Genomic DNA, 25,089 nt, shown 5'->3' with positions numbered 1-25,089 from the left:
CTATTTCCCCCCATCGTTTTTTTCGATAACAAATGACATCCCATCTGATAGCGCTGTCATTTTCCCTAAAAACAGACTTCCTTTTCCTACAAACATTGCGTTTTCAATTTCGCCACTCATAATCATGTCCCTCGCATGGCCTAAAAATGGGATGGCCGATGCGATATGACCTTGTGTTGGAGAAAATCCTAACATTCCGTATTTATCTTCAAAGGAGTCCAATTCAGAGCGTTCTATCTCCTTTCTCATTACAGCCATAGCACCAATGGTACGGTAATTTCCTCTTGGTACATTTCCATTTCCATTTGGTTCTGTAACATCGGGATTGTGAAGTTCTACTGCAAATTTCCCAATATCTGTAATCTTCTTTCCCATTCTCTCAAGTGGCTTCACCACAAGAGATTGGTAGATTGCTTGAGCAGAAGAACCAGCGGAAATTTCATGCTTCCCAAACGAATCGGTCCGGATTTTAGGACTTTTCCCATCATCTTTTCCAATCAGGATTGCAATTGCTCCCATTTGATCCTCTGTAATCGGCATTCCCTTTGAAAGATTACCTGCAAATTTCATCCCTAATTTGGCTAAGCACCCTCCCCCAATTACGAGTACTTCGTTGTATATATCAGCTTGAACAAAAGCAGCTGCAACGCTGACAGCATGAGCTGGTGCACAACAGAATGCTTTAACATCAGAGCCAGATGCATGAATGCAGCCAGCATGTTCTGCAATGGATTTTGCCATATTTCCGCCGCCACGCTGGTAGCGATCACCAACAGCTTCTTCATCACAACCGATCACATAATCAATTTGCTCAGGAGTGACATCAAAAGAATGGAGAGCTTGACGCATAGCAATTACACCTGATGCTTTATTGCATAAGTTCTCTAGCAAAATATGTGCGGACAGAAATTTGTCCTCATCATGCCCTGCCAGAAAAACTCCAATTAATTGATTCTTATTAACATAAAGGGGAAGGGCATCTCCTTCTGCTAGTTTTTCTTGAATTTCATCAATATGAACACCTTTACCTAAAGCATTAAGATCTTCTGCTGTAATAAGGGGGTGCTTTTCTAATCTAGCTTTTACTTGATCATTAACGAAGTTTTCTTCTAAAAATACCAGGTTATACTTGTCGGCAATTTTTAACCATCCATAAAACTCTTCTTCAGGAAGAATCTCACCCCAAGGGCTGAATCTATTTGCGTTTTCCAACTTCGCATTTGTCCAGGGTCTTTCATAATCTTTTAATAATTCAGGTCTCATATTCCCGATGAAAACTTGGTTTGGAGGATAAGCCACTGCCTCTTCAAAACTTCTTAAATTCGCTAAAATATCTTCAAGTACATATTGATTCTTCTCAATTTCTCTATCTGGTTTAGAACCATATCTGACTAAGCTTGGGGTATGGGTAATGACAAATGAAGCTCCTTTAATAACCGGCGTTGCCATATTGCACCTCCATCTCCATTTCTTTTCGTTCTTCATCTAAATTTTCTACATAGTGTTGAGCAGATAGGGCTGCAATACTGCCATCCCCTGTTGCCGTAATGACTTGACGCAATTTTTTTTCATTGACATCACCGGCTGAGAAAATGCCTTTTATCCTTGTTTTCATATCTCCATCCACCACTATATATCCATCTTCATTTGTAATACCCAACCCATTAACACAATTGGTGATAGGATCCATTCCTACATAAATGAAAACACCATTGCATGGAAATTCCCTAGTTTCTCCAGTATTTTTATCCTTGATTATGACACCGGTAACCAAACCGTCGCCAAGAATTTCTTCCACCGTATGATTCCAAATAAAATCGATTTTTTCATTATCAAATGCCCGTTTTTGAATAATCTTTTGGGCTCGCAATTGATCACGCCGGTGAATAATAGTTACTTTTGTGGCAAACCGGGTTAAAAAAATGGCTTCTTCAACTGCCGAGTCGCCTCCACCAACTACAACCAGCTCTTGGTCTTCGAAAAAAGCCCCATCACAAACGGCACAGTATGATACACCAAAACCTGATAACTCTTTTTCCCCTGGAATGCCAAGGCAGCGATGCTCTGCTCCAGTTGCAATAATAATCGATTTTGCTTTATATTCTCTATCATCCATAATGACTGTTTTCAGTGGATACCCATCTTTAATTTCCTTAATTTCACCACGTGCAAAATCGGCGCCAAATTTTTTAGAATGCTCAAACATCATTTTTGATAAATCTGGACCTAAAATGGATTCAAAGCCAGGATAGTTTTCAATATCTTCCGTCTTTGTCATTTGCCCGCCAGGAAGACCCTTTTCAATCATTAAGGTATCCATTTTTGCCCGGGAAGTATAAACGGCTGCCGTCATTCCCGCTGGACCGGCCCCTGCAATTATACAATCGTATATTTTATTGTCACTCACGTTTTTCCCTCCCGTATATTAGATTTTCACCTCAAAAATAGTTGCTTCCTCAACTTGACGGGCCAATGCATCCAAGGCTATCTCAACACGGTGTCTGCGTAATTTCCATTGTTCTTCCAGAGGCGTGTTCGGATCTCCTAAAGGATATGGAATGGAAACGGTAGGTACAATCCGATTTGCACCAACGGTTTTCGCGATAGATACAAGGTTAGCCATTTGTACAATTGGAATCCCAGCACGTTCAATTTCTTTGGTCATCGTTGCCCCGCAACGAGTACAAGTCCCTCAGGTGGAGGTGAAGATAACGGCAGAAACATTTGCATCCTTTAACAGCTGGGCAATTTCCGTTCCCATGCGGCTTGCTTCCGCTTGAGTCGTTCCTGTTCCGACTGTGGAATACATATACTCATGGACTCTTCCAATTTTCCCTTCCTTTTCAAAATATCTCAGAGCATCTAATGGGACTATACGGTTCGGATTAGCATTCGCTGCAGAAGGGTCAAATCCCGCATGAATGGTCTCCCATTGCCCTGCCTCTAACTCATCGAGTTCTGAGATATTGTATCTTCCCCACTTTGTCGCTGAAGCAGACTGAATACGGTCTGGATTCCCTTTAGGAACAATTCCCCCTGAGGTGACAAGGGCAATTGAAGCCTGACTAAGATCTCTAACTTGATTGGCGATAGGTACTCGGTCTATAACAGGCAATGGCATTTCCGTTTTAAATTCTTTACCTTTTAATTTCATTAGTAACATATCCACGACACGATCTGCACCGCTGACAGTTGATTCTTTAAACGCTTCCAAACGAATCCCGCGTGGTAAATAGCCTTCTTTTTCGGCTGGCAAAATGGTTTCCTCTGCAAGGATCTTTTTTGCAAAGTTCGCCATCTTTGGCATATCTTTTCGCATTGCCACTGCACCATTTCCACCTGGAAAGATATAAATATCCTTCCTGTACATTTCAACTCCAGGGTTTTCTACAAACATGCTTGTGATTACTGGGACATTAAACTTCTCTTTAACTGCCTTGCAAATCCCACCGCAGGCTACTCCGTAACGCCCTGCCATGAAAGCCGGACCGGCAATAAAAATGTCAAACTCTTTATCTTCTAAAAATTCTAGAATTCTATCAATTGCTTCCTGCTTCCTCGAACCAAAGAAGTTATCACCGCAAATAATAGTGTGAGATACTTCTATTTCAGGAGATAATAAATTGTTTAATAATAATCCCGGTCCAACGAAACCCTCACGTATTTCCGGTGCAAAGTCAGCTTTATCTTCCCCGCCAATTTGTCCGAAAAATTGGTTAATATAATGGATCGCTTTTTTCATGATTTCCCCCCTTAATACTCAACTACTGTTTTATAATGATCTCCTGTACTTGAATCTGCGCAAAACATTCCGTTATTTTCCATTTGAACAGAACCATCCTTCCAAACAGATTCTTCCCATCCGCCTGAATTTCCATCTCTTGCTAATGATTCGAGTTCTCCAATTACAATATCCATCGGTCCAAGCTGAATAAATTGTGATACATTCCCTGTAGATACGATGGCATCAGCTTTATCTGACAAATCAACAAGTGGTTGTGATTTCCCATCACGACCGGTACATTCATTTGTAATTCCTACAACTTTAATACCTGCATCTTCTAATTCATTAATCACAAGAATAAAGTCGGAATCTGGATTGCCGTATCCTTCCTCCGCTACAATTGCTCCTTGAGTACCTAAAGACACAGCCAGCTGACGAACAAAAAACGCGGAACGCTGTTTTTCTTCTAACTGAACATTTAGGTTCGACACAATTACACCAAGGAAATTAATTGTTTTACCATGTTCTTTCATTAATCGCTTAATCGTCGCATTATTTACATGCTGATAGGTTGAAATTTTAGATGATGACGGCATAAAACTTCCTGAGATAATCGCTCCATCCAGTAATTCATTTGGATTCATTAAAGTTGGCAGCATACGATTAGCATCCCACCCATATACAAGTGCATTGTAACCGGTTTCAAGCATTTGTGATTGAAGTTGCAAGATATACATTACCCTAGGAAGATTGTTGATTTCCTCACTCCGCTGATCTAAAGGAAGATGTTCAAACACCTCTAGTTCTTCCGGTTCTAAATCTTTGACACAGTTCCCTAAATACTCAGCTAACCGCATCGCTGCCCACCGTAATGCTTTATTTTTTTTCTGTTGTTCATGCCTCTCACTTTCTTCATTTGTATCAGCTACTAAACAAATATTAAGAAGTTGTGAGAATATGGTTTGTTTAGCTCCGGGACCGCTCATGTCTATCAAACCATCCTGAAACCCGCCCCAATGTTTACCAACAGCCAACACACAACTTCCTTTCAGGACATGCGTGCGGCCTTGACCGGCAGGGGTTAATTTGTTAATAACTCCAGGAAACATTACTCCTCCAGAAACTTTACAACGAGGCTCTACGGCTTCTTTCACTGGAGTAATACGAATCGGATCTCCTTTTTTAGCGATAATCAGATCTGCCGTTGTTATGTTATCGTCTTCAAAAACAATGTCTAAAGCCTCTTTTTTGTTAATGGTTAATAGACCATTTTCAAAAAAGGTCTTTTCTCCAAAAACAATGTCTTCTACATGGAAGTACCCCATTTCCAATTTCATCTAACCCCTCCTCTAATCATGTTATTTTGTAACTAAGCTTATTATAATTCGGTAAATTCGAAATGTAAATAATGTTTAGAATATTTTTAACAAATTGAATTGAAAGAAAAAAGGGACAAAAAACTGTCCCCAATCTCATATTTTTTTACCATTTATAGCATATTCGTTCTTCGTTTCATTTTTACTTTCTTTATCGAGTGAAGTAAATACCCTCCCTTAAACTTTCTCGCTTCATAAGAAATGATAAAGGCATTCGGTTCATATCGTTCAATTAGTTCCATGAGTTCCGGCTCCCGATTGCGCTTTGTCAAAATATCCAATTGATAACGTTTGCTATCCCTTCCTTCCCCATGGAATACCGTTACACCAAATCCTTCCTCGCGAAGCCGGTTTATTAATTGTTCATTTTTGTTCGTCAAGTTCACTACTAATGTCGTATAGCCAAGGGCTAAAAAATTTTCTACGTAGCTGCCAATGATAATGCCTATCCCAAATCCCACCGCATATACGACCATCGCTACCGTACTTTGCTCCCCGGAAAAAACTAGGGACAATCCAAATACATATACAAGAGCTTCCAAAAAACCAAAAAACGAGGCATACATACTCATCCCTTTGACAAGGAAAATGGTTCGCAATGTTAAAACGGGGACATAAATTAATTGTAATAATAAAATCAGTAAAATTTCTTTCATTATGGCACCTCGTATTCGTTTTTTCTTCTTATACCCATTTTCTTATTTGTTCGTGACGAGCTGTCAGCCTTTTTCGATCAAGCAGCTCTAATATTGATACGAGATATTTACGGCTAACCTCCACAATGCTTTTTGCTTCCTGCAACGAAAAAGTGATTGGATATGCTTTTTTTAACTGGGTGATTGCATTATTTACAGCTTTCCGATGAACCAAGTGTTTCTCATCCAGGGTATCGGCAATCGTTTCATTTTTTAAGTAATTAATGAATTCTGCCGTGAGCTTAACAGGAATGCCTGCTTGAGCAATCAATTCCCCAATAGGCTGCGGCTCTAGCCCTTGTCGTTCAAGCCGGGAAATCACTTCATTCATTTGTCTTTCCCATTGTTTCGGTATTGTTGGTTTGAAACTACATAGGCAGACATGTGAACCGTTCAAAGAAATATCATTATTGGCTTTTAGTTGTTCAAAAACAGCGTTCAGCAATTTTTCAGAATAAGACTTCTTATAAATCTGTATCATCTCTGCTTTAGAAATTCCCTGCCGTAACGGATATAGATGGTGATAACTCTCTAATTCAAGCAAAATATCATTCTTTATTCTTGTTATGATCGTTTGGGCAACAAACTGCCCGGAAATCTGCGTGATTTGCCCGGTTGCTTCTCCTTCCTTTATCAATACTTTTAATTCTTGGCTCGTTAAACCAAGTTGCTTAATTATGCTTTCTCCTGATAAAAACTTATGTTCCTCAAGAAGTAAAATTAACCGTTCAATTATCGTACCTTTCTCCATTTGCTTCAATTTTTCAATTGTTTTTATTCCAAAGCGATATTTTTTCCCAGTTACATTAATGATTGTTCCTCCGGCAAACGTTTCCATTGGGGAAGGGCGCCTTAAAATAAAAGGGTCTCCTTTTTTTCCAACAATAGGTTCTTCAAGCCTGATCTGACAATACACTTCCTCCCCTGCAGATACTTCCAGTATATTACGGTCAAAGAAAACAATTTTTCCCATTACCTCTGAAGTTCCGATATACAGCTTTACCGGTGCCCGCTGTTTCAAAGGAAATTCCATTAATCTTGTCGTACGAATAGTAACATCAATACAATCTGTTACGACATAATGGTCAGTGTTCACTATTACATGTCCGCGGTGTACTTTATCTCGATTGAGGCCGGAAATATTGATGGCAACTCGCTGCCCGGCAAAAGCTTGGAGAACGGTTTGATTTTGTGATTGTAACTGACGGATTTTTGCTTTGTAACCATCAGGCAGTACCGTTATCGACTGACCGACAGTTATCGTACCGTCGTACACTGTTCCACGCAAAATCGTGCCATGGCCTTGAAGAGTAAACACTTGATCAACCGGCAAACGCAGAGCTCCATTGTCGTCTCGTTTGTTGCATCGGTCTAGACTTTCGATTATTTTTCTTTTTAATTCAGGGATACCACGCTTAGAAATCCCATCTACGTAAACGATATCGGCCGTTTCAAAGACTGTACCCTTGATGTAATCACGTATATTCTCTTCGACAAGTTCCAGCAGTTCCTCATCGGCTAAATCCGACTTTGTTACGGCAATAATCGCCTGTTTAATACCTAATAAAGATAAGATTTCGAAATGCTCTTTCGTTTGCGGCATCACGCCTTCATCTGCAGCAATAACAGCGATAACTAGATCAATACCTGTCACACCTGCAATCATTTGCTTTATAAACTTTTCATGCCCGGGTACATCGATAACCGAAACATGATATCCCTCTTTAAGGTGTATCGGAGCATACCCAAGCTCAATCGAGATATTTCGTTCCTTCTCTTCTTTTAGCCGGTCTGTATCAACATTCGTTAAAGCTTTTGTTAATGTTGTTTTCCCATGGTCGATATGTCCTGCAATCCCAATAGTATAATAGGCCATCTTCTTTTATTCCCCTCATCTGTTATTCGAAAGTAATCATTAGGCTCTATAGTCTTTCTTAATAGATTAATAATAAAAATGCTTGTCAATTTCTCTATTTTTAATTAAAATTATTTATGGGAGTGACTGAGATGCTGGTGCTCTTCCCAGTCTTCAAAACTGAGTGGGACGTCCGTGAGGCGTTCGGTGGGTTCGATTCCCATTCTCTCCCGCCAAATTAAAATATATGTTTACATTTACCTTCATAAAAAGAGGAGCACGGAACACGCTGTACCGAACTCCTCTTTTTTTATTTGGTTAATTGACGGGATTTTCTAATGTCGGAGTTTGCTAGTTTTTTATTTAAGATTCACTTAAACCAATACTAAGGGTTTATGTGTACCTGCATCGGCCGGATGTACTCCATGACGGTAGAATTCGGCTTTAAAAGGATCCAGCGGTTTACGACCTAAGATTAGATCCGATGCCTTTTCCGCCAACATCAACACTGGTGCATGAATATTGCCGTTAGTGACGTAAGGCATAGCAGACGCATCGACCACTCGTACATTGTCGAGCCCATGGACCTTCATGGTTAGCGGATCTACGACAGCCATGGGATCTGTATCGGGGCCCATCTTTGCCGTACAACTTGGATGAAGTGCAGTCTCTGCATCTTTCGCCACCCAATCCAAAATCTCCTTGTCCGTACGGACGGAAGGGCCGGGTGAGATTTCTCCTGAATTATAAGGTTTCAGAGCTTGCTGAGATAGGATATCACGTGAAACTTTTATCGCTTCAACCCACTCACGTCGGTCTTGTTCTGTAGAAAGATAGTTAAAGACCATGCTCGGGTGCTGTGTAGGATCACTCGAACGGATCTTCAATTTCCCCCGGGCATCGGAGTACATTGGTCCAACATGTACCTGGAATCCGTGAGCAGTTTCCGCTTTCTGTCCATCGTACCGAACCGCTAAAGGCAGGAAATGGAACATCAGATTTGGATAGGCAACGTCCTCGTTCGAACGGACGAAACCTCCGCCTTCGAAATGGTTGGTCGCTGCCGGACCAGTGCGCCCGAGTATCCACTGCAAACCGATCCAAGGCATCCGCGATTTCTTTAAGTTGGGCTGTTGGGAAACCGGCAGCGGACAAGCGTGTTGAATATAGACTTCGAGATGATCCTGAAGGTTTTCGCCAACACCAGGAAGGTGAACTACCGGTTTGATTCCAATTGAGCGCAGATAATCGGCATCGCCCACACCTGACAGCTGAAGTAGCTGCGGCGTGTTGATTGCACCGCCAGCGAGTATAACTTCACCTGCCGTAACATGATGAGTCTTGCCATTTCGTCGATAGGTCACACCGTTTGCTCGTCTACCTTCGATATCGATACTAGTAACAAAAGCACGCGTTTTCACAGTGAGATTCTGACGCACCATAGCCGGATGCAGATATGCACGTGCAGGTGAAAACCGCCTGCCTTTATACACATGCTTATCAAACGGACCGAATCCCTCTTGTCGATAACCGTTTACATCGTCGGTACGCGAGTAGCCAGCCTCAACAGCTGCATCAAAGAAGGCTTGGAATAGAGGATTAGTAGCTGGACCGCGTTCCAGTTTGAGAGGACCATCGTGGCCGCGCAGTTCATCTTCTGGGTCGGAACCTAGAGCATTTTCCATCCGTTTAAAATACGGGAGACAGTGCGAAAAATCCCATGTTTCCATACCTGGATCTGCTCCCCAACGTTCATAGTCCAATGGATTACCGCGTTGGTAAATCATGCCATTAATGGAGCCCGAACCTCCGAGCACCTTGCCACGGGCATGCTTGACACGTCGACCATTCATATAAGGTTCAGGGTCAGATACGTATCTCCAGTCGTAGAGTGGCTTCCCTGCGGGGAACGGCAAAGCTGCTGGCATTTGGATCAATAAATCCCATGCATAATCCCTGCGTCCTGCCTCTAGAACAAGTACAGTGCGTGTTCCATCTTCACTTAGACGGTTGCCGAGAACACAACCCGCACTACCGCCGCCAATAATAACGATGTCATATGTTTCTGTCATCTTCCAAACCCCCTTGGACGTTGAAAAAATTTGAATGCAGTGACAAACTAATTTACATTAAATCACAAGGTTTTCCAATGAATTGCGAAGCATAAACGCTTCATAATTATTTTAATATTCTGCTAATTGACTCGCTTTCCCCTTCACTTCTTTAAACCAATTCGTAGGTTCTGGCTTGGTATTCAAGTAAATATGTTTGATTTCTGTATATTCTTCAATCCCAACATGACCCAACTCCCTACCGATTCCGGATTGTTTATAACCACCCCATGGTGCTTGTGGAAAGTACGGATGATAGTCATTAATCCATGTTGTTCCCATACGAAGTTTCCTTACAACACGCTCGGCACGGTTCATATCACGTGTCCAGACTGCTCCTGCAAGTCCATACACACTATCATTAGCAAGACGGACTGCTTCTTCCTCCGTTTCAAATTTCTCTATTGTTAGTACAGGACCAAAGGATTCCTCTTGTACAATGTGCATATCCGTATGACAATTTGTAAAAATTGTTGGTTCGATGAAAAAGCCTTTTTGCAGCTCAGGTGCACTAGGTCTTTTTCCTCCAAGAACAAGCGTTGCCCCTTCCTTCAGCCCAGCTTGAATATAATCCTCGATATTAGCCAAATGCTCAGCAGAGATAACCGGCCCCATTTGAGTATCCTCTTCGAAACCGCTTCCAATTTTAATATGCTTTGCTCGTTCTACAACTGCTTCTACAAATCGATCGTGAATGGATTTTTCAAGAATTAAACGAGCCCCGGCAGAACAAACTTGTCCGGCGTGGAAGAAAACGGCATTTAACGCATAATCAACCGCAGTATCAAAATCGGCATCCGCAAACACAATGTTTGGATTTTTTCCGCCAAGTTCCATTGAAATCTTTTTAAAGTTACCACTGGCTGCTTTCATTATATGTCTGCCTACATTTGTTCCACCTGTAAATGATATAAGGTCAACCAAGGGGTTTTCTGCCAATTCTGATCCGACTGACGAGCCTGGACCTAAAACAAGATTTACAACACCTTTTGGAAAACCAACTTCTTCAAAAATCTCACACATTTTAATAGATGTAAGTGGCGTGATTTCAGCTGGTTTTAATACTACTGTATTCCCTGCTGCTAATGCCGGAGCCAGTTTCCATGATGCCTGAAGCAATGGATAGTTCCAAGGAGCAATCAATCCACAAACGCCAACAGGTTCACGTACTACACGACTAACCGAATTTTGGTTGGGAGATTCAATCATCAAGCCCCCGTCTTTATCAGCAAGTCCAGCATAATATTGAAACACGCCAGCAATTCCATCCATATCATCGAGACTTTCTGTAACCGTTTTTCCTGTATTCAGCGACTCTAACTCAGCTAGTTCTTGTTTATACTCTTTTATTTTTTGAGCCACTTGAAAAAGAAAATCCCCTCTTTCCATTGCTGGAAGGGTACTCCACTCCCCTTCATCAAAAGCTCTTCTTGCTGCTACAATGGCTTCCTTTGCATCTTCCCTGCTTCCTCGAGGAACCGTTTCTATCACTTCTTGATTAAAAGGATTGATAATCTCTTTGGTTTCATTACTTTTTGCCTTAACCCATTGACCATTGATGTACATTCGTTTCATTAGAAATAAACACCTCCAGAAATTGGAATTCATTAAGAAAAAATTTAACGTTTTGAATCTACCGAAAGTATAAAACTTTCTTTTTATTCCGTCAATACTAAATTTTCTAAATATTTTATATTGACTTTTATTTTCTCTCTGCTATATTAAATTTATATTTTATGTATTTTTTTACGAAAAAAGGGGGTGATATTATGGAGAGGATGTGTGTGAATGTGGTAGAACGAGATCTTCAACCCCATGATAAGGATTATTTAGAAGTACTAGAAGAAGCAGAGGCAAATGTTATTGATGCTATAGCTGAAACGATGGATTTATATGGAGTAACTCCATCAGTCGGCAGACTTTATGGAGTTTTATATTTTAGCGATGAACCAATGACATTGGACCAGATGGGCAATAGTTTGGGAATGAGCAAACCATCTATGAGTACCAGTATCAAATCTCTAATGGATATCGAAATGGTACAAAAAGTTTGGCGAAAAGGAGAACGAAAAGATTTATATACGGCAGAGAAAGACTTTTTTGTATCTTTTGTTTCCTTTTTCTGCAAAAAGTGGAATCGTGAACTCTCAATAAACTTACAAGCGATTGAAAAATCAACTGAACAATTAAATTCTCTTTTAGAAAATCCTGATGTGCCAGATGCTATACAAACAAAAGCTCGAAAAGATCTTCAATTACTAGAAGAAGCAACTAAATATTATATTTGGTTAAAAAAAGTGGTGCTAGGATTGCGTTCAAAAGAATTGATTAAACTAATTGAAGAGTTTGATGGTAATTAGTACGATTGGGAAAATGAACAAATCTAATCCTTCTTCTATGATTCTCTAAATGGAAATATCCAGTTAGATTTTCCTTCCAAAAAAATGTAAGCGATTCCGAAAAATGCCGTCAAAAGTTTAGGAACCATTTCTTCAAGAGAAAAGGGTGAACCGAGTAAAGTTGGCGCTGTACACGTTCACCCCTAATATGTGATGGTCAAATAACACGACACATCTAATATATTATACCATTAATTCTTCCAAGTTGTACCAATCCTTTCAATATATAATTCTAGAAATCATTAGATGTTAAGTGATGATATAAATAAGCTCCTAATAAAACCATTTGGAAGAAGGTATGAATTTGGGCGGAAATGAAGCAACTCAAACACAAGACAATGTACAAACTATTACCATCGATCAACAAGAAAGACCAAAGCGAATATTTTGGACTCCATTTAAAACAGCACTAGCGGGTTTTATTGTATTTACTAGTTTTAGTGTGATTTATTCTCTCTATTCTCAAAAAAGCATTTATTGGCCAGGTTTGTTAATGATGCTTCTTCTTTACTGTACGTTTTATTATGTTGGTGCCAAAGCAGTAGCAAAACACAAAGGAAAAACAGATGATATGCTTGTCGCCGGACGGTCAATGCCCCTTTGGATTTCAATGTTTACTATGACCGCAACATGGGTCGGTGGAGGATACATTGCAGGAACGGCAGAAACTGTTTATGGTTCTGGGATCGTATGGACACAGGGGCCATGGGCGTACTCATTAAGTTTAATATTTGGGGGCATTTTCTTCGCAAGAAAAATGCGTAGACTCGAATTTACTACAATGTTGGATCCATTAGAAGAACGTTTCGGTAAAAAGATGGCTGGACTTCTTTATATTCCTGCTCTACTCGGTGAGTTATTTTGGAGTGCAGCGATTTTAACTGCTTTAGGTACGGCGATTGGAGTGATTCTTGGATTAAGCTTTACCGTATCGATTATTTTTTCCGCGGTTGTTGCTATTGGATACACAATAATTGGTGGTCTTTGGGCAATTGCTCATACAGATGTATTGCAAATCACCATTATGTTTGTTGGTTTAATACTCGTTTTACCCTTCGCATTTGGTCATGTTGGAGGGCTGTCAACGGCTTTTAACCATTACGCAAGCAGCATGAAGGACTCAATGAGCCTCTTCCCTCCATTAATGGGATGGAAGGATCCACATTGGGGAAATCAGTATTGGTATTGGTGGGATTTAGCATGCTTACTTGTCTTTGGCGGTATCCCTTGGCAAATTTATTTCCAACGCGTGCTTTCGGCAAAAAATGAAAATGTTGCTATGTGGTTGTCTATTACTGCAGGAATCTTGTGTTTCATAGCTGCAATTCCTCCGGCCCTAATAGGAATTGCAGGATTTAAAGCCAACTGGGCATCCTTTGGAACGTCAGCTCCGGAAAGTTCTTCAATGATTCTCACCTATGTATTTAAATTTATGACCCCGGATATTGTTGGTGCTATTGCGCTTGGCGGTTTAGCCGCAGCTGTTATGGGAGCTGTAGCAGCATCATTACTTTCGGCTTCTGGTATGGCTTCTTGGAACGTATATCGACCATTAGTAAAACCAAAAGCAACACCTCAGCAGCTTCAAAAAGTAATTAGAAGAACTGTTGTCATTGTTGGTGTAACTGCTACATTAATTGCCATAAATGCAAAAAGTGTCTATACATTATGGTACTTATCGAGCGACCTAATTTATTGTATTTTATTTCCTCAGCTGACTAGTGCTTTATACTTTAAATGTGTAAATTGGTATGGTTCACTAGCTGGATTTATTGTCGCTTTAGTATTGCGAATCGGTGGCGGGGAACCATTACTCGGCTTACCTGCTATCATTCATTATCCAATGACAGAGCATGGTATTGTTTATTTTCCATTCCGTACCACCGCCATGCTTGCAGGATGGGTTACTATTCTAGTAGTCTCCTATTTCACTCGACATAAATGCCCGCCAATCCCTTTACGTAACAAACCAGTTAGAGTATCCTGAAATCAACACATAAAAAAAGCGCGGCTTCTATATGAAGCCGCGTTTCTTAATCACTAAAAGTATGGTGCTTGTCATCACAAAGCCAAAGGGACGGTTCCTGTGGTCAGAAACCGAATACCATTTGACCATTAGAACCGTCCCTCTGGATTACTCAAATTAACCCAAGTATCGATGGTATAGCGCCTTTGCTTCGGTAATATCCTTCGTACCGTGTACTAATACCCTTCCGTCTTTAAAAACGACCAATCGGTGAGAACCCACCGTAAAAGATAAAAGGAAAGGGTTTCGCTGTACTGCCCCCCCAATTTCTGCCAATATTTTTTCAATAGCTTCTAAATCCATTACGGTAGGAATGGAAGGACGAATCTGCACAGAATCTCTTCCACATAGGACAACTGTTTTTGTTTGGTTTTCAAATGACAAATAAGGATAAGAGCGTTCATTGCCGCATGAAGGACAATCCTCTTTTTTCAATTTATCCACTTGAACGGCACTAAATTGATTTTTCCATAAATCAAAAGAAACGAGTTTGTTTCGCAAGGAATCCATATCACCGACCAAAATTTTCATTGCTTCACTTATTTGATAAGAAACGACCATATTCACGGCTGGACTTATAATCCCTGCTGTGTCACAGGTTAATCCTCCTAGAGGAACCGTATCTAATAAACACGAAAGGCAAGGTGTCTTTTCAGGAATAATCGTGTAGGAAATTCCATAGCTTCCAACACAAGCACCGTAAATCCATGGGACACCAACTTTTTGCGATACATCGTTGATGATCATTCTGGTTTCGAAATTATCTGTTGCATCCATTATCAAATCCACTTTTTCTGCCCAGCCTTCCAGCTCTACGACTGTAGCATCCCCAACGATGGCCTCAATGGCCACAGACGAGTTAATAGCTGTTAAGCGATTTTTAGCCGCGATCACTTTGGGAATCCGGTTTTTGGCATCTTCTTCTGAGTATAACTGCTGCCGCTGTAAATTGGACCATTCCACATAATCACGATCCACGATGGTTAGTTTTCCAATTCCAGCGCGGACGAGTGCTTCCGCACAACCTGACCCAAGTGCTCCCACTCCTATAATGAGTACATGTTTATTGAAAATTCGTTGCTGCCCTGCTTTTCCGATCGGTGAAAATAGCTCTTGCCTTGAGTACCGATTATTCACCCAATACTCATTCCTTCCTTTGGACTGCTTGCTGTTGCATATCTCTTTTTCTCGATTCGACCGGCTTCATAGCCTAATCGTCCCGCTTCTATCGCTAATTTCATCGCTTTGGCCATTTTGACCGGATCCTTGGCCGCTGACACAGCCGTATTTAATAACACTCCATCCGCTCCTAATTCCATTGCCAAAGCCGCATCCGCTGGTGAGCCAATCCCTGCATCCACAATCACAGGAACGACTGCTTGTTCGATAATAAAGCTCAGGTTAACGGGATTGATGATTCCTTGACCAGATCCGATTGGCGATGCCCCTGGCATGACAGCATGACAGCCTGCTTCTTGAAGTTTCCTGGCTAAAACTACATCATCGGAGGTATAAGGGAGGACAATAAATCCTTCCTTCACTAATTCTTCTGTAGCCTTTAGGGTTTCAATCGGGTCAGGAAGCAAGGTCTTATCACAGCCGATTACTTCTACTTTTATCATATCGCATAGCCCTGAAGCCTTCGCTAATTTGGCGATCCGAACAGCTTCTTCTGCTGTTTTTGCTCCTGCTGTATTTGGCAGAAGCTTATATTTATTAGTGTCTAGCTGTTCTAAAAAATTCGGCTGGCTTGATTCAAAAATATTCATACGTCTAACCGCAAACGTAAGGATTTCTGCTTCGGAAACTTCCACGGCTTCCTTCTGGATTTCAAAGCTTGGATACTTTCCCGTTCCCAGTAACAAACGAGAATGAAAGGATAATGAACCGATTTTTAACATAATCAACCGCCTCCTACAAAATGGACTATTTCAATTTTATCTTTATCTGCCAATCTAGTACTTTGGTGTTCTAACTTGGTTAATATCTCACCGTTCACTTCCACGACAACGACCTTATCATGGATTTCATAATGGTTAAGAACATCTGAAACAAACAAGACATGCTCTGGCAATTGGACCATCTCGCCATTCAATAATACCTTCATATTTAACCTCCTAAACCTATCTTTTCTTTAGGTCTTTCTAGTTGAAATGCTGAGAGAAGACTCTCATCTAGCAATCTGCCTGCCAATAGATCGGCTACTAGTTTCCCTGTAATCGGACTTAATAAAATCCCATTTCGAAAATGCCCCGAGGCAACAAACAGTCCCTTCCAGTTGGGATGCTCACCAAGGTAAGGAAGTCCATCGGAAGTTTGCGGCCTAATTCCCGACCACACCCGCTCCCACGCTGCCTCCTTAATCTGAGGAACAAGTTGAGAGGCTCTTTCTATTAATGTAGTAATTCCTTCTGGCGTTACCTTGTTATCAAAGGTATGTTCAATCATGGTCGCCCCAATATAAATTTCCCCATTTCGTTTTGGGACCAGATAACAGCGTTTATCGGAAAAAATCGTCGTGTTGATGATCGGTTTATCTGTTCTTATCGAAAAGCATTCACCTTTAACAGGGTAAACACTAATATCCAGCCCAGATTCACGCATTAATTTCGCCGCCCAAGCCCCAGTTGCTACGACCACTTGCTCGCTATGTATGATGCCTTTGGTGGTTATAATCCCTTTCACCTGTCCATTTTCAAAAATAAACGAAAGGACCTCGGTGTTTTCACGTATTTCCGCCCCAAAATAGACAGCCGCTTTGGCAAACGCTTCGGTTAACTTTGCTGGCTGCACATGCCCATCGTTAGGGAGATACATCGCTCCGACTACATTTGGCGAAAGGGACGGTTCCATTTCTTGTAATTCCTTTGCATCCAGCCATTTAATCGTTGGATCCCATTTCCTTTGAAAGGCGACCTGTTTTTTTACTTCGTTTGCTATTTCTTCGGTTTCAGCAATTTTGAACATCCCTTTATTCACATACTCGATATCGATACCTGAATATTCATACAACTCACTTGTGATTGCAGAAAACATCGCCTGACTTTTTAAAGCCAGCTGGAATAAAGGACCGTCTTGTTCAATCTCCGCTTGTGCTGCAAGCATTCCGGCAGCCGCACTTGACGCTTGGCAAGCCAATTGATCTTTCTCAATGATGATTACTTTTCTTCCCATTTTTGATAGTTGATAGGCAATGGAGGTCCCGTTAATTCCTCCACCAATTATGGCAACATCAAATGAATTTTCCACTTTACCCCTCCTCCAATGCATGAATGTATGTTTTTACAGCGGATAACGGATCGGACGCTTCTAAGACTCCTGACATGACGGCAATCCCCTTTGCCCCTGCCTGAAGTACCTGCCCCGTATTCTCTGGGGTTATACCTCCGATGGCAATAACAGGAATGTATAGTTGTGTTAGCCTCGATAACTCTTCTAACCCTTTTGGGGTCTTACCCGGTTTTGACTGTGAAGGGAAAACATGACCGAATAGGAGGTAATCAGCACCCTTCTCTTTTGCTTTTTCTCCTTCCTCGTAGGAGTGAATAGAACTCCCTAGCATAAGTTGAGGAAAATTTTCTTTTACAAGGTCTGCATCTAAACTATGAAAGGCTAATTGAACTCCCCTGACACTTGTTACGAAGGCAACATCGACCCGATCATTAATAATGATCTTAGATAGCGGTATGTTTTTCTTTGTTAAAAGTTCAACTGCTTGAAAAAGGTCCCTAGCTGATCTTTGTTTCTCTCGTAAGTGAATCGCGGTTACATATGGGTGAATATCCATTACAATTTCACATAATTGCTCGATCGGCATTTTTCCATTGGAGATAATATGGAACTCTTTCCCATTAAAACTAGTGAAAATACAAGTCCCCCCTTTGAGAAGATTCCGCTTATCTATGATTTAAAGTGAAAAACAAAAAACCACTTCCAAATGTTTACGGAAGTGGTCGAAAATTTGAATAAAAACGATGGTTCTCCAAATATCCAGTTTTCCACTTCCCTACGCTGGTATTACCCAGATCAGGTTCATAGAGTCCCGAAGTTACACTTCAATCTCAGCCCTTTAAAAAGGCACCTCTAGCGGAATTGCTTAAAATATTAATTTGTAATGTTAACCTTTAAGAATAATATTAACACTTCGGTTAGAAAAGTTAAATAACTTTTTTATACTAAGGGAACCTTCATAATAGTTTATTTTTGCAATAAAACCTAGCTTCGCAAACTTCCCTTTAACCAGGCGCGGGGACGATAAGTTCCAACAGGGATTTTAATCAAGCTGGTTTTTCCTTTCGAATTGATCCTGTAAAGTTCATCACATTGGTTCACATCGAAACCCAGCAATGGATGGCCCCCCATCCCCAAGGCACCCGAAGCTAGGAGCAGCCGCTGCACGAGAATGCCCGCCTCCATCTGTTGAATACGATATCCTCTATACCCTAATTCCTCTTTGTTGTAATCCTTATCTCCAACGACATGCATACATAACGGAACTTGAAACAGATTCACATTGGGCATTGTTAATCCAAAATGTAAAAGTTGCCGGAAATCACCCTGATTAATTCTCCGTAGGGCATGAGTACTAATGTCATAGGAGTAGGTACCATTTGGAACGCCCTCGACGTTATAAAGACTGCCATACAGTGAAAAACGAGTCTCTATCTGCCCTTCTGTTCCATCGAGGTCATTTTGATACGAGAAGGAAAATGTCTCTTTTAACAAAGTCGAAAGTTGAATTTGACTTACATTTCCCAAAACAAAATCGCTATCAAGTGAATGACGCTCCCTGCAAATGGATGCGAAATCGTACGATACGTGTTCTGTTAAGGGCAAAAATAACATCTCAGCACTTAAGGAAAGCTTTTTACTTTTATTTTTCATGATTTTCACAAATGACTCAGTCGTTTCCATCCTCGATGCCTCATTAAGTTTTCTCAGCATCGGATAATCAAGGACTCTCTTTGATCGGTTATAATAAACATGTTTCAACGTGGGAATTTCCCTGCATAATTCAGTCGCAGAAACAATGTCTCTATTATTCTCATTGTCAACATAATGGATAGGTTGATGTATGGTTAATGGAATAACCGCATATACACTTTCTTCCTTTTCAGATAATCCCAGTAAATGATTGATGGCCGGATCAAGAAATTGATAGCATACGCGAGAGGAAAACCCAATCTGATCGGCCACTGCCAACGTTTGCCCTATTAGCACTCCTGCATCTAACCCTTGGAGTCTATAAGAAAAGTTATTGTATTTATAGTAATTCTTCCAAAACATCGTCGAGACAAAAACGGTGCAAAAACTGTTTGAAATATCAAAACCGTTACCAAGACTTCTAGATAAGTAGGAATCGTAGTTTCCTTCTCGCAGCAAAACAAGGCGGTGATGGGCTACATCGTAATGGTAAATTCCATTTGGAGCACCCTCTAGATTAACATAAACATATAATTCACTCGGATACAACGCTCCTCCGGAGGGAACAAATCTCCTTTTTGATTGGGCAAACATGACATCATTTTCATAAGTTCCAACGTTTATTGCGGTTTGTGAATATTGTGTTAGGCCATATACATACCATAAGAAATGGCCAAGCTCCTCCAGACTTGGTTTTTGCTGAGAATCTCCTCGCTTGAGGGATAAAGGTTTTTCTGTGTTGAGAGGAATCACTGGTAAGCCGCGATACAGTTTATATGGCAGGGGTCCATCTTCCCAGTCCACCTGCCAATCAGGCGGAAAGATTTTTTCCTGGTCAAAATGCAAATTGTATAGAAATGTATCGAGCTCCAAACTTAAACCTCCTACTCTTCAATTATGGAAATGGATGAGGATATGGATTTAGTTGTTCGTATGATAACGGTGTCTTCTTAAATCCTAGCTCCATCGGTACCTTGAGTACCCTCTCCAGCCCTTTCACACGGGTAAGGTGATGACCAAACGTCATTGGTAACATTCCTGGAATTAAAACCTTTACACAGAATAATCCGTTCCGTTCTATAACTGGGGTTGTTTGATTAACCACAATGACTTCGAGGTTTAAGCGGCGGAATCTGTTTAAAATATCCAATAGGTCATCCTTCAAATCAGAATTGGCCGGAGGCTGCTTGAATTCTTCAGCAAACGTACGTAATGGACGCTTATCATCTAATATAAAATCCAGCCGTTCTTCAGCTTCAGGAAGACCGTATAACAAACCATGGTCCTCCATCGTACGTACTGCGAACGGATCATGCAGCATATCTTTATATTTCTGTCGGTTTTTATCCAATTTTTCGTCATGTCTAGCCATCATTCCTGCAAGCTCGTAAATCGTGCTTTTTACGGCCCTTACAGGATCAGGGTTCGCTCCGGCTGCACAAATCAGGTTTAGCCCCTTGGATTTTCTATTTTTTGCTAGTGCCCATACGCTTGGAATTCCATGCTCCATCGTCGAATTGTAAAAATGAAGGTCATAACCTGTCACTTCATTTACTCGGTCGACCATCAGCCGTAATTCCTTATCGTTGGCAGAAAGAAGGTCAATGCGCGGAAGAGGAAGTTTGGCATACCAGGTTAACAAAAAGGAATCCCGCTCAACGACTTCCATGATTCCATGGAAAATCGCTTCCTCTAAACTCCCCCCTAATGCACATCCGTTGGAGGTTTCATAAACGAAACACTCCCCATAACCCAAACTGTAATATGCTAGTAACTCCGGTACCAAAATAGGTCGCTCTTGTAAGAACGAATAGCCCCAAACCCAATTCATCGGGGTATCAGGATGAAATGCTTTAAACGGAAAATGGGGCTTTTTATATTGTTCTTTTTCATGTAAACCTACCCTTGCTGGATTTAATGCTATTTTTTCTAAATTGTGATAGCTGTCGCGAACAATCTTTCTTTTTCCTCGCGGCTCAATTCCGCAATATCGTTCCAAGCCCTCCAAAATAGCAGTCAACTCGCTCATTTCATAAGAATTAGACCTTCCCGCTACTCCCTCATCCCCTTCAAACAGCGGCAGGTTTATTAATACATCCGCGAACGGCAGTGAGAAATCCTGCATTTTACCATTCATCACCCCACTGCGATAATCGAGGTAATCCTTGACGAGTAATGGTTTCAATTCCTCCATCGAACGTGTGCGGTAACCCATACTATTTATTTTAGGACTGGATTCCAACTTGATTTGAGCCAATTCCGGTGTGTCATCAGGTAATGGACTGCAGATGGGGCATAATGGATCTGGCAAGAAAGGATGAATAGAGTTCGTTAACGTCCTCAGGTTCATAATGAAGAACCTTTCTTCCAAATGGCTTGGTTCCCCTTGAAAAACTTTTTGTACTTCGTTACATATCAACGCGGCGATTTGCGATAGACCCGTTCGTGATACCCAAGCATCTCGCATTCCACCTTCTCCTCTAACCCTGCTCATCTGAAATCCCCACATCTCACGGCGATCGGGTCCAGCTAATATGCGCCGGATGTCTGCACAACGAGAACATCCTGGTCTATCGGGACGTACGATCGGACCGATGATTCCCTCCCCAAAGGAGATGAATCCCCGAAGCCAGGGTATTCCTGATTTCCTGAATCTTTCTTCCGCATTTTTATGATCCAATGGATTCCAGGCATCGTTTAGTACAAGCGCGAATTCTGTGTCTTCGGGGATTTCTTCTAATAGGCTTTGACGCATAACGAGATAGCTGACGGACAATCGATCAGAGACAAAATCCGCTAATAATCCCTGTCCCTCAATAAGAATCTGGGCAGCCATCAGAATTCCCCCTCTCGGACCTGTACACCATAAACTCCTGCCAATTCTTGTTTTAAAAAAGGTTCGAACGCAAGATCATAAATGAATAGCTGTTTGTTCTTTCTGTTCAACACCTGTAATGAAGATTGCAATAACTCCAATTGTGTTATTTCTGCACATGAGGGGATATCGAGCTTAAATTTCTTTTCTTTCAGAAAAACAGCTGACTCCATTTCCCTCTCGGTTACATTCAAGTCGTTTTGCGCATCCAACAGCGCCTGTTGTAATGAATACCGTAATGCCAATGCCGTATTTAAACCTGCCCTTGTGTACCATCGTCCATTCGATCGTACCCCGATGACAGGGAATCCTAGAATATCCTCTTTCAAGCCGATTGTCGGTGCACCATTTAAGGTTGTTAAGGCATTTAAATATATTCGGCACTGTTGATCTTCTATCGTTCCCAGTGGAATTTGGAAAATCGTGCTGTTATGATTGGCCTTTCTTTGTTTCAATTCTTCATCAATATATGCCTGAAGACCTCGACAAACTGCCTCTTGGATTGTTTCTCCCGCACCTACGCCCATGAATCGACCATGTATATTCACACTATTTTTCCGATCTGTAAATTCCTTTATCATTTGCGAGACATACATTTCTATACCTGTGAGTCCTGCTTCCCTTCTTGCTTCCTCATGTGTTAATCCTGAGCAGATCACCTCCGGCAGGAGAGTTGCCGGTCCTTCTGAAACTGGATTAACAGCTTGAACATAGCACTGTGATAGAGGAAGCTGTTTCAGGTCTCGTTCCTCCCAGATATGGAAAATACCTGTTTCTACAGAAGTTATAAGATTGAAATACTCCAAGATGGTATGATTTGGATCCTTTTCACTCTCTTCTTGCTTTAACCCTACATCGAGAACTTCCACTAGTCGAGGCGAAACATCATAATTCTCAACCAATGGATGGGGAATGAATGAAATCCAGTCTCCTTCCAGTGTTTCAAGATCAAGATTGTAAATTTTGGTACTCTGATTGGAGTCTGCTATGTCTGTAGCCTTTTTAAAAAATTCAAATACCATGACATGAGCAAGAATCGCTCCGGCTGTACCCGAAAAAGATTGCTGCTGTCGATCTAACTGCAAGGAAGATTGATGGATTCGGCGCCATGCGGATTCCCAGCATCCCTCTGATTCAGGATGAACCACTGGACCAGCAAGCCCCACTTGGTCTAAGCAGATGGCCGGTACAAATACCTTCCGCTCCTCTTTGCACACCCTATTTAACTCCCTAAGCTCTTTTTCATTTCCATCTTGAGAGATATATAGGATCCAATCATAGGGCTGTACAGCTTCTTGCCAAAAATCCCTGCCATCAGCGTGATATCGTATTTGTTCTACCATCACCTCGGAGTCATCGTTGCGGGCATTGCGAACGAGTTCCTGAATCCGTACCTCATTTGTTGGTACCGAATCCGTCATCATGAAATGGAATTTCGGAAGCCCAGATTCAAGTAGGGCATCAGCCAATGAAACCAAAAAGGATCCTGAGCCAACAGCCAAAACTTTTGCCTGTCGGTATTGTTGAAAACGGTACGGACCGGAATCTACAAAACTCTCGATAAATTCAATTTGTGAAGCGTACTTTTCGAGAATGTTGCTATTTAATTGGTGGGGATGATCTTGGCTTACATCTCGAACAAAACCATTCTTGTACAATGTTTCTCCAATCTCATATACCCTGTTACGATATGGGGGTGTTAATCCTTCTGTTATACGTTCTAATGATTGCTCCCCGTTGAACATTGGCATCAGTTTTTCAATCCATTGATAGATGGTACCGCCTTCCAAGCGGAATGAACTTTGATTATTTCTAAAATACACACCACCTTGTGGATCAGGTAAATAAAAGGTATCTCTTTTCACCTTGAGACGTGAATTTGTGTTTAGTTCTGTCATTCAGCTCCTCCTTCGTTCAAATTATTCCTAGATATGCACTATCAGTTTATGTACTTTTATTTGTCCAATATGAGTAAAATAAAGCCAACTTGCCGATTGGAAAGCAGCTACTTTCCTATCGGTAAAAAAGAAATGCCCCTGCAGAAGGGGCATTTCTTTCCAATAGATTTTTCCAAAAATTACCACCAGAAACCAAAACAGCTAAAACCAAAACCAAAACAGCTAAAACCAATACCAAAACAACTAAAACCGAAGCAACTACCACAGCCGCCGCAACGGAAAAATCCACCGCAACGACCAAAACCAAAGCCACCGCAACGGCCAAAGCCACCGCAACGACCAAAGCCACCACACATGCCGCCGCAACGACCACAGCCACCACAACGCCTGTCGTCAAAAAGATTAGCATCTTGAGTTTGAAAATCCATAGGAACTAACTGACCCACTTGGTAAGGATCCATCCCTAAGGATTGAAGATCATTATGGAAATTCTGCATATTTTCCTCCCCTTTGCTATTTATAATCAGGTTATCCACCTGTATAGAGAGTTGAATAGTTTTTTATTAACCCATGTAGGCTCCTTCTCGTACTCTCTTAAACAAATTATGATTCTTTTTAGGTCATTGTTACTGATGTAAAAGCCTATTTCATAATAGTAAAATTTTTCTTCATTAAATCAGCACTTGTCCACTCCATTTTAATAATCTGACATATATTATTATTGCCACCGCCAAAGACATAAATATTTACCTCCAAAGGGACGTTTGCATGTATTGCAGACGTCTCTTTACTTTTAAAGAAAACACTGATTTTTTTTTGTCACTATGATGTTTGTCCAATCGTCCCTTCTCTTAAAAAATATATATATATGGAAAAGGGTTTTCTCTTTAGAAAAACAAAGGGTGGTGATAAATATGTTTGGATACGGATGCGGCGGTTATGGCTACGGAGGTTTCGGCTTTGGTAACAGCTTTGTTTTAATCGTAGTATTGTTCATACTTCTTATCATTGTTGGAGCGTCCTTCATCTAATAAATGGCGCAGGGTAAGATGTTTGGAATATGAAAAAGGCTCCAGTTAATGGACTTAACCCCGTCAAGTAGACAGCTCTAAAAAGACTATGCAGCCATCGTGATCCGATATTCAACTGGAGCACGATGGTTTAGTCGTTTTTGGAATCTTTTATAATTGTAGTGATACATATATGT

21 protein-coding genes, 1 tRNA gene and 1 riboswitch are annotated in these 25,089 nt (G+C 41.1%); of the genes, 4 read left to right on the top strand and 18 right to left on the bottom strand.

Going from position 1 to position 25,089, the window contains the following annotated elements; translation table 11 throughout:
- The 6 genes from grdC to selB form a co-directional block, all read right to left on the bottom strand.
- The gene (grdC, locus tag LC455_RS29605) at positions 1-1,449 is read right to left on the bottom strand and encodes a glycine/sarcosine/betaine reductase complex component C subunit beta (RefSeq protein ID WP_223596440.1); all 1,449 of its coding nucleotides are present in this window, start codon (positions 1,447-1,449) and stop codon (positions 1-3) included.
- Positions 1,430-2,407 carry a thioredoxin-disulfide reductase gene (gene trxB / locus LC455_RS29600; protein ID WP_223596439.1) on the bottom strand — a complete coding sequence of 326 codons (978 nt, stop codon included), beginning with the start codon at positions 2,405-2,407 and terminating at the stop codon, positions 1,430-1,432. Before trxB ends, grdC begins: the two co-directional genes overlap by 20 nt.
- A gap of 18 nt (positions 2,408-2,425) precedes the next feature.
- The gene (locus LC455_RS29595) at positions 2,426-3,742 is read right to left on the bottom strand and encodes a glycine/betaine/sarcosine/D-proline family reductase selenoprotein B (protein ID WP_223596437.1); all 1,317 of its coding nucleotides are present in this window, start codon (positions 3,740-3,742) and stop codon (positions 2,426-2,428) included.
- Positions 3,743-3,753: 11 nt separating this feature from the next.
- Entirely contained in the window at positions 3,754-5,061 is a 1,308-nt protein-coding gene (locus tag LC455_RS29590) for a glycine/sarcosine/betaine reductase component B subunit (RefSeq protein ID WP_223596436.1), read from the bottom strand.
- A gap of 152 nt (positions 5,062-5,213) precedes the next feature.
- Positions 5,214-5,756 (bottom strand): DUF2179 domain-containing protein, encoded by a 543-nt coding sequence (locus LC455_RS29585; RefSeq protein WP_223596435.1) that lies wholly within the window; start codon positions 5,754-5,756, stop codon positions 5,214-5,216.
- A 28-nt stretch (positions 5,757-5,784) separates the two neighbouring features.
- On the bottom strand, positions 5,785-7,671 hold the full coding sequence (gene selB, locus LC455_RS29580) for a selenocysteine-specific translation elongation factor (protein ID WP_223596434.1): 1,887 nt from the start codon (positions 7,669-7,671) through the stop codon (positions 5,785-5,787).
- A 118-nt stretch (positions 7,672-7,789) separates the two neighbouring features.
- On the opposite strand from selB, the gene LC455_RS29575 reads away from it, so the two are divergent.
- A tRNA-Sec gene (locus LC455_RS29575) sits at positions 7,790-7,886 on the top strand.
- 138 nt (positions 7,887-8,024) lie between these two features.
- Here the strand turns inward: LC455_RS29575 and betA are convergent.
- On the bottom strand, positions 8,025-9,722 hold the full coding sequence (gene betA / locus LC455_RS29570) for a choline dehydrogenase (protein ID WP_223596433.1): 1,698 nt from the start codon (positions 9,720-9,722) through the stop codon (positions 8,025-8,027).
- Between the two features lie 111 nt (positions 9,723-9,833).
- Positions 9,834-11,336: a betaine-aldehyde dehydrogenase gene (gene betB, locus LC455_RS29565; protein ID WP_223596432.1), complete on the bottom strand. Its 1,503-nt coding sequence runs from the start codon at positions 11,334-11,336 to the stop codon at positions 9,834-9,836.
- 194 nt (positions 11,337-11,530) lie between these two features.
- On the opposite strand from betB, the gene cudC reads away from it, so the two are divergent.
- Together cudC and LC455_RS29555 are read left to right on the top strand one after the other, a co-directional pair.
- On the top strand, positions 11,531-12,121 hold the full coding sequence (gene cudC / locus LC455_RS29560; RefSeq protein ID WP_440446439.1) for a choline uptake/conversion transcriptional regulator CudC: 591 nt from the start codon (positions 11,531-11,533) through the stop codon (positions 12,119-12,121).
- 421 nt (positions 12,122-12,542) lie between these two features.
- On the top strand, positions 12,543-14,147 hold the full coding sequence (locus LC455_RS29555; protein ID WP_440446440.1) for a sodium:solute symporter family protein: 1,605 nt from the start codon (positions 12,543-12,545) through the stop codon (positions 14,145-14,147).
- A gap of 156 nt (positions 14,148-14,303) precedes the next feature.
- On the opposite strand, the gene LC455_RS29550 is transcribed toward LC455_RS29555, so the two are convergent.
- The 9 genes from LC455_RS29550 to LC455_RS29510 all read right to left on the bottom strand — a co-directional run bounded on the left by LC455_RS29550 (position 14,304) and on the right by LC455_RS29510 (position 24,343).
- Positions 14,304-15,323, bottom strand: coding sequence for a thiazole biosynthesis adenylyltransferase ThiF (locus LC455_RS29550; RefSeq protein WP_223596430.1), 1,020 nt, complete (start codon positions 15,321-15,323; stop codon positions 14,304-14,306).
- Positions 15,320-16,087 carry a thiazole synthase gene (locus LC455_RS29545; protein ID WP_223596429.1) on the bottom strand — a complete coding sequence of 256 codons (768 nt, stop codon included), beginning with the start codon at positions 16,085-16,087 and terminating at the stop codon, positions 15,320-15,322. Before LC455_RS29545 ends, LC455_RS29550 begins: the two co-directional genes overlap by 4 nt.
- Before the next feature lie 2 nt (positions 16,088-16,089).
- A complete protein-coding gene (thiS, locus tag LC455_RS29540; RefSeq protein ID WP_223596428.1) occupies positions 16,090-16,293 on the bottom strand; it encodes a sulfur carrier protein ThiS in 204 nt (67 codons plus the stop codon).
- Between the two features lie 2 nt (positions 16,294-16,295).
- A complete protein-coding gene (thiO, locus tag LC455_RS29535) occupies positions 16,296-17,435 on the bottom strand; it encodes a glycine oxidase ThiO (RefSeq protein WP_223596426.1) in 1,140 nt (379 codons plus the stop codon).
- A 1-nt stretch (position 17,436) separates the two neighbouring features.
- Positions 17,437-18,021, bottom strand: a complete 585-nt coding sequence (locus LC455_RS29530) for a thiamine phosphate synthase (protein ID WP_317851497.1) — start codon at positions 18,019-18,021, stop codon at positions 17,437-17,439.
- A gap of 151 nt (positions 18,022-18,172) precedes the next feature.
- Positions 18,173-18,281: riboswitch (TPP riboswitch) on the bottom strand.
- A gap of 120 nt (positions 18,282-18,401) precedes the next feature.
- Positions 18,402-19,982 carry a SagB family peptide dehydrogenase gene (locus LC455_RS29525; RefSeq protein ID WP_223596424.1) on the bottom strand — a complete coding sequence of 527 codons (1,581 nt, stop codon included), beginning with the start codon at positions 19,980-19,982 and terminating at the stop codon, positions 18,402-18,404.
- A 22-nt stretch (positions 19,983-20,004) separates the two neighbouring features.
- The gene (locus LC455_RS29520) at positions 20,005-21,945 is read right to left on the bottom strand and encodes a TOMM precursor leader peptide-binding protein (protein WP_223596423.1); all 1,941 of its coding nucleotides are present in this window, start codon (positions 21,943-21,945) and stop codon (positions 20,005-20,007) included.
- The gene (locus tag LC455_RS29515; RefSeq protein ID WP_223596422.1) at positions 21,945-23,882 is read right to left on the bottom strand and encodes a putative thiazole-containing bacteriocin maturation protein; all 1,938 of its coding nucleotides are present in this window, start codon (positions 23,880-23,882) and stop codon (positions 21,945-21,947) included. The genes LC455_RS29520 and LC455_RS29515 overlap by 1 nt, the downstream gene beginning before the upstream one ends.
- A gap of 179 nt (positions 23,883-24,061) precedes the next feature.
- A complete protein-coding gene (locus LC455_RS29510; RefSeq protein WP_369075775.1) occupies positions 24,062-24,343 on the bottom strand; it encodes a hypothetical protein in 282 nt (93 codons plus the stop codon).
- Positions 24,344-24,706: 363 nt separating this feature from the next.
- Here LC455_RS29510 and LC455_RS32120 point away from each other — a divergent pair, with 363 nt between their 5' ends.
- The gene (locus LC455_RS32120) at positions 24,707-24,913 is read left to right on the top strand and encodes a YjcZ family sporulation protein (RefSeq protein WP_440446438.1); all 207 of its coding nucleotides are present in this window, start codon (positions 24,707-24,709) and stop codon (positions 24,911-24,913) included.
- Positions 24,914-24,999: 86 nt separating this feature from the next.
- On the opposite strand, the gene LC455_RS32000 is transcribed toward LC455_RS32120, so the two are convergent.
- Complete coding sequence (locus LC455_RS32000) at positions 25,000-25,083, bottom strand: hypothetical protein (protein ID WP_354669989.1); 84 nt, start codon at positions 25,081-25,083, stop codon at positions 25,000-25,002.
- Positions 25,084-25,089: the final 6 nt, after the last annotated feature.

The sequence above is a fragment of the Neobacillus bataviensis genome (assembly GCF_019969725.1).
This window is presented reverse-complemented; position numbering and strand designations above follow the sequence as displayed.

What these genes read in the sequence shown, in the direction of transcription:
- grdC (WP_223596440.1), bottom strand. Translation starts at nt 1,449, where the DNA reads ATGGCAACGCCGGTTATTAAAGGAGCTTCATTTGTCATTACCCATACC.
- LC455_RS29590 (WP_223596436.1), bottom strand. Translation starts at nt 5,061, where the DNA reads ATGAAATTGGAAATGGGGTACTTCCATGTAGAAGACATTGTTTTTGGA.
- LC455_RS29585 (WP_223596435.1), bottom strand. Translation starts at nt 5,756, where the DNA reads ATGAAAGAAATTTTACTGATTTTATTATTACAATTAATTTATGTCCCC.
- selB (WP_223596434.1), bottom strand. Translation starts at nt 7,671, where the DNA reads ATGGCCTATTATACTATTGGGATTGCAGGACATATCGACCATGGGAAA.
- betA (WP_223596433.1), bottom strand. Translation starts at nt 9,722, where the DNA reads ATGACAGAAACATATGACATCGTTATTATTGGCGGCGGTAGTGCGGGT.
- betB (WP_223596432.1), bottom strand. Translation starts at nt 11,336, where the DNA reads ATGAAACGAATGTACATCAATGGTCAATGGGTTAAGGCAAAAAGTAAT.
- cudC (WP_440446439.1), top strand. Translation starts at nt 11,531, where the DNA reads ATGGAGAGGATGTGTGTGAATGTGGTAGAACGAGATCTTCAACCCCAT.
- LC455_RS29545 (WP_223596429.1), bottom strand. Translation starts at nt 16,087, where the DNA reads ATGTTAAAAATCGGTTCATTATCCTTTCATTCTCGTTTGTTACTGGGA.
- thiS (WP_223596428.1), bottom strand. Translation starts at nt 16,293, where the DNA reads ATGAAGGTATTATTGAATGGCGAGATGGTCCAATTGCCAGAGCATGTC.
- LC455_RS29520 (WP_223596423.1), bottom strand. Translation starts at nt 21,945, where the DNA reads ATGGCTGCCCAGATTCTTATTGAGGGACAGGGATTATTAGCGGATTTT.
- LC455_RS29515 (WP_223596422.1), bottom strand. Translation starts at nt 23,882, where the DNA reads ATGACAGAACTAAACACAAATTCACGTCTCAAGGTGAAAAGAGATACC.
- LC455_RS29510 (WP_369075775.1), bottom strand. Translation starts at nt 24,343, where the DNA reads ATGGATCCTTACCAAGTGGGTCAGTTAGTTCCTATGGATTTTCAAACT.
- LC455_RS32120 (WP_440446438.1), top strand. Translation starts at nt 24,707, where the DNA reads ATGATGTTTGTCCAATCGTCCCTTCTCTTAAAAAATATATATATATGG.
- LC455_RS32000 (WP_354669989.1), bottom strand. Translation starts at nt 25,083, where the DNA reads ATGTATCACTACAATTATAAAAGATTCCAAAAACGACTAAACCATCGT.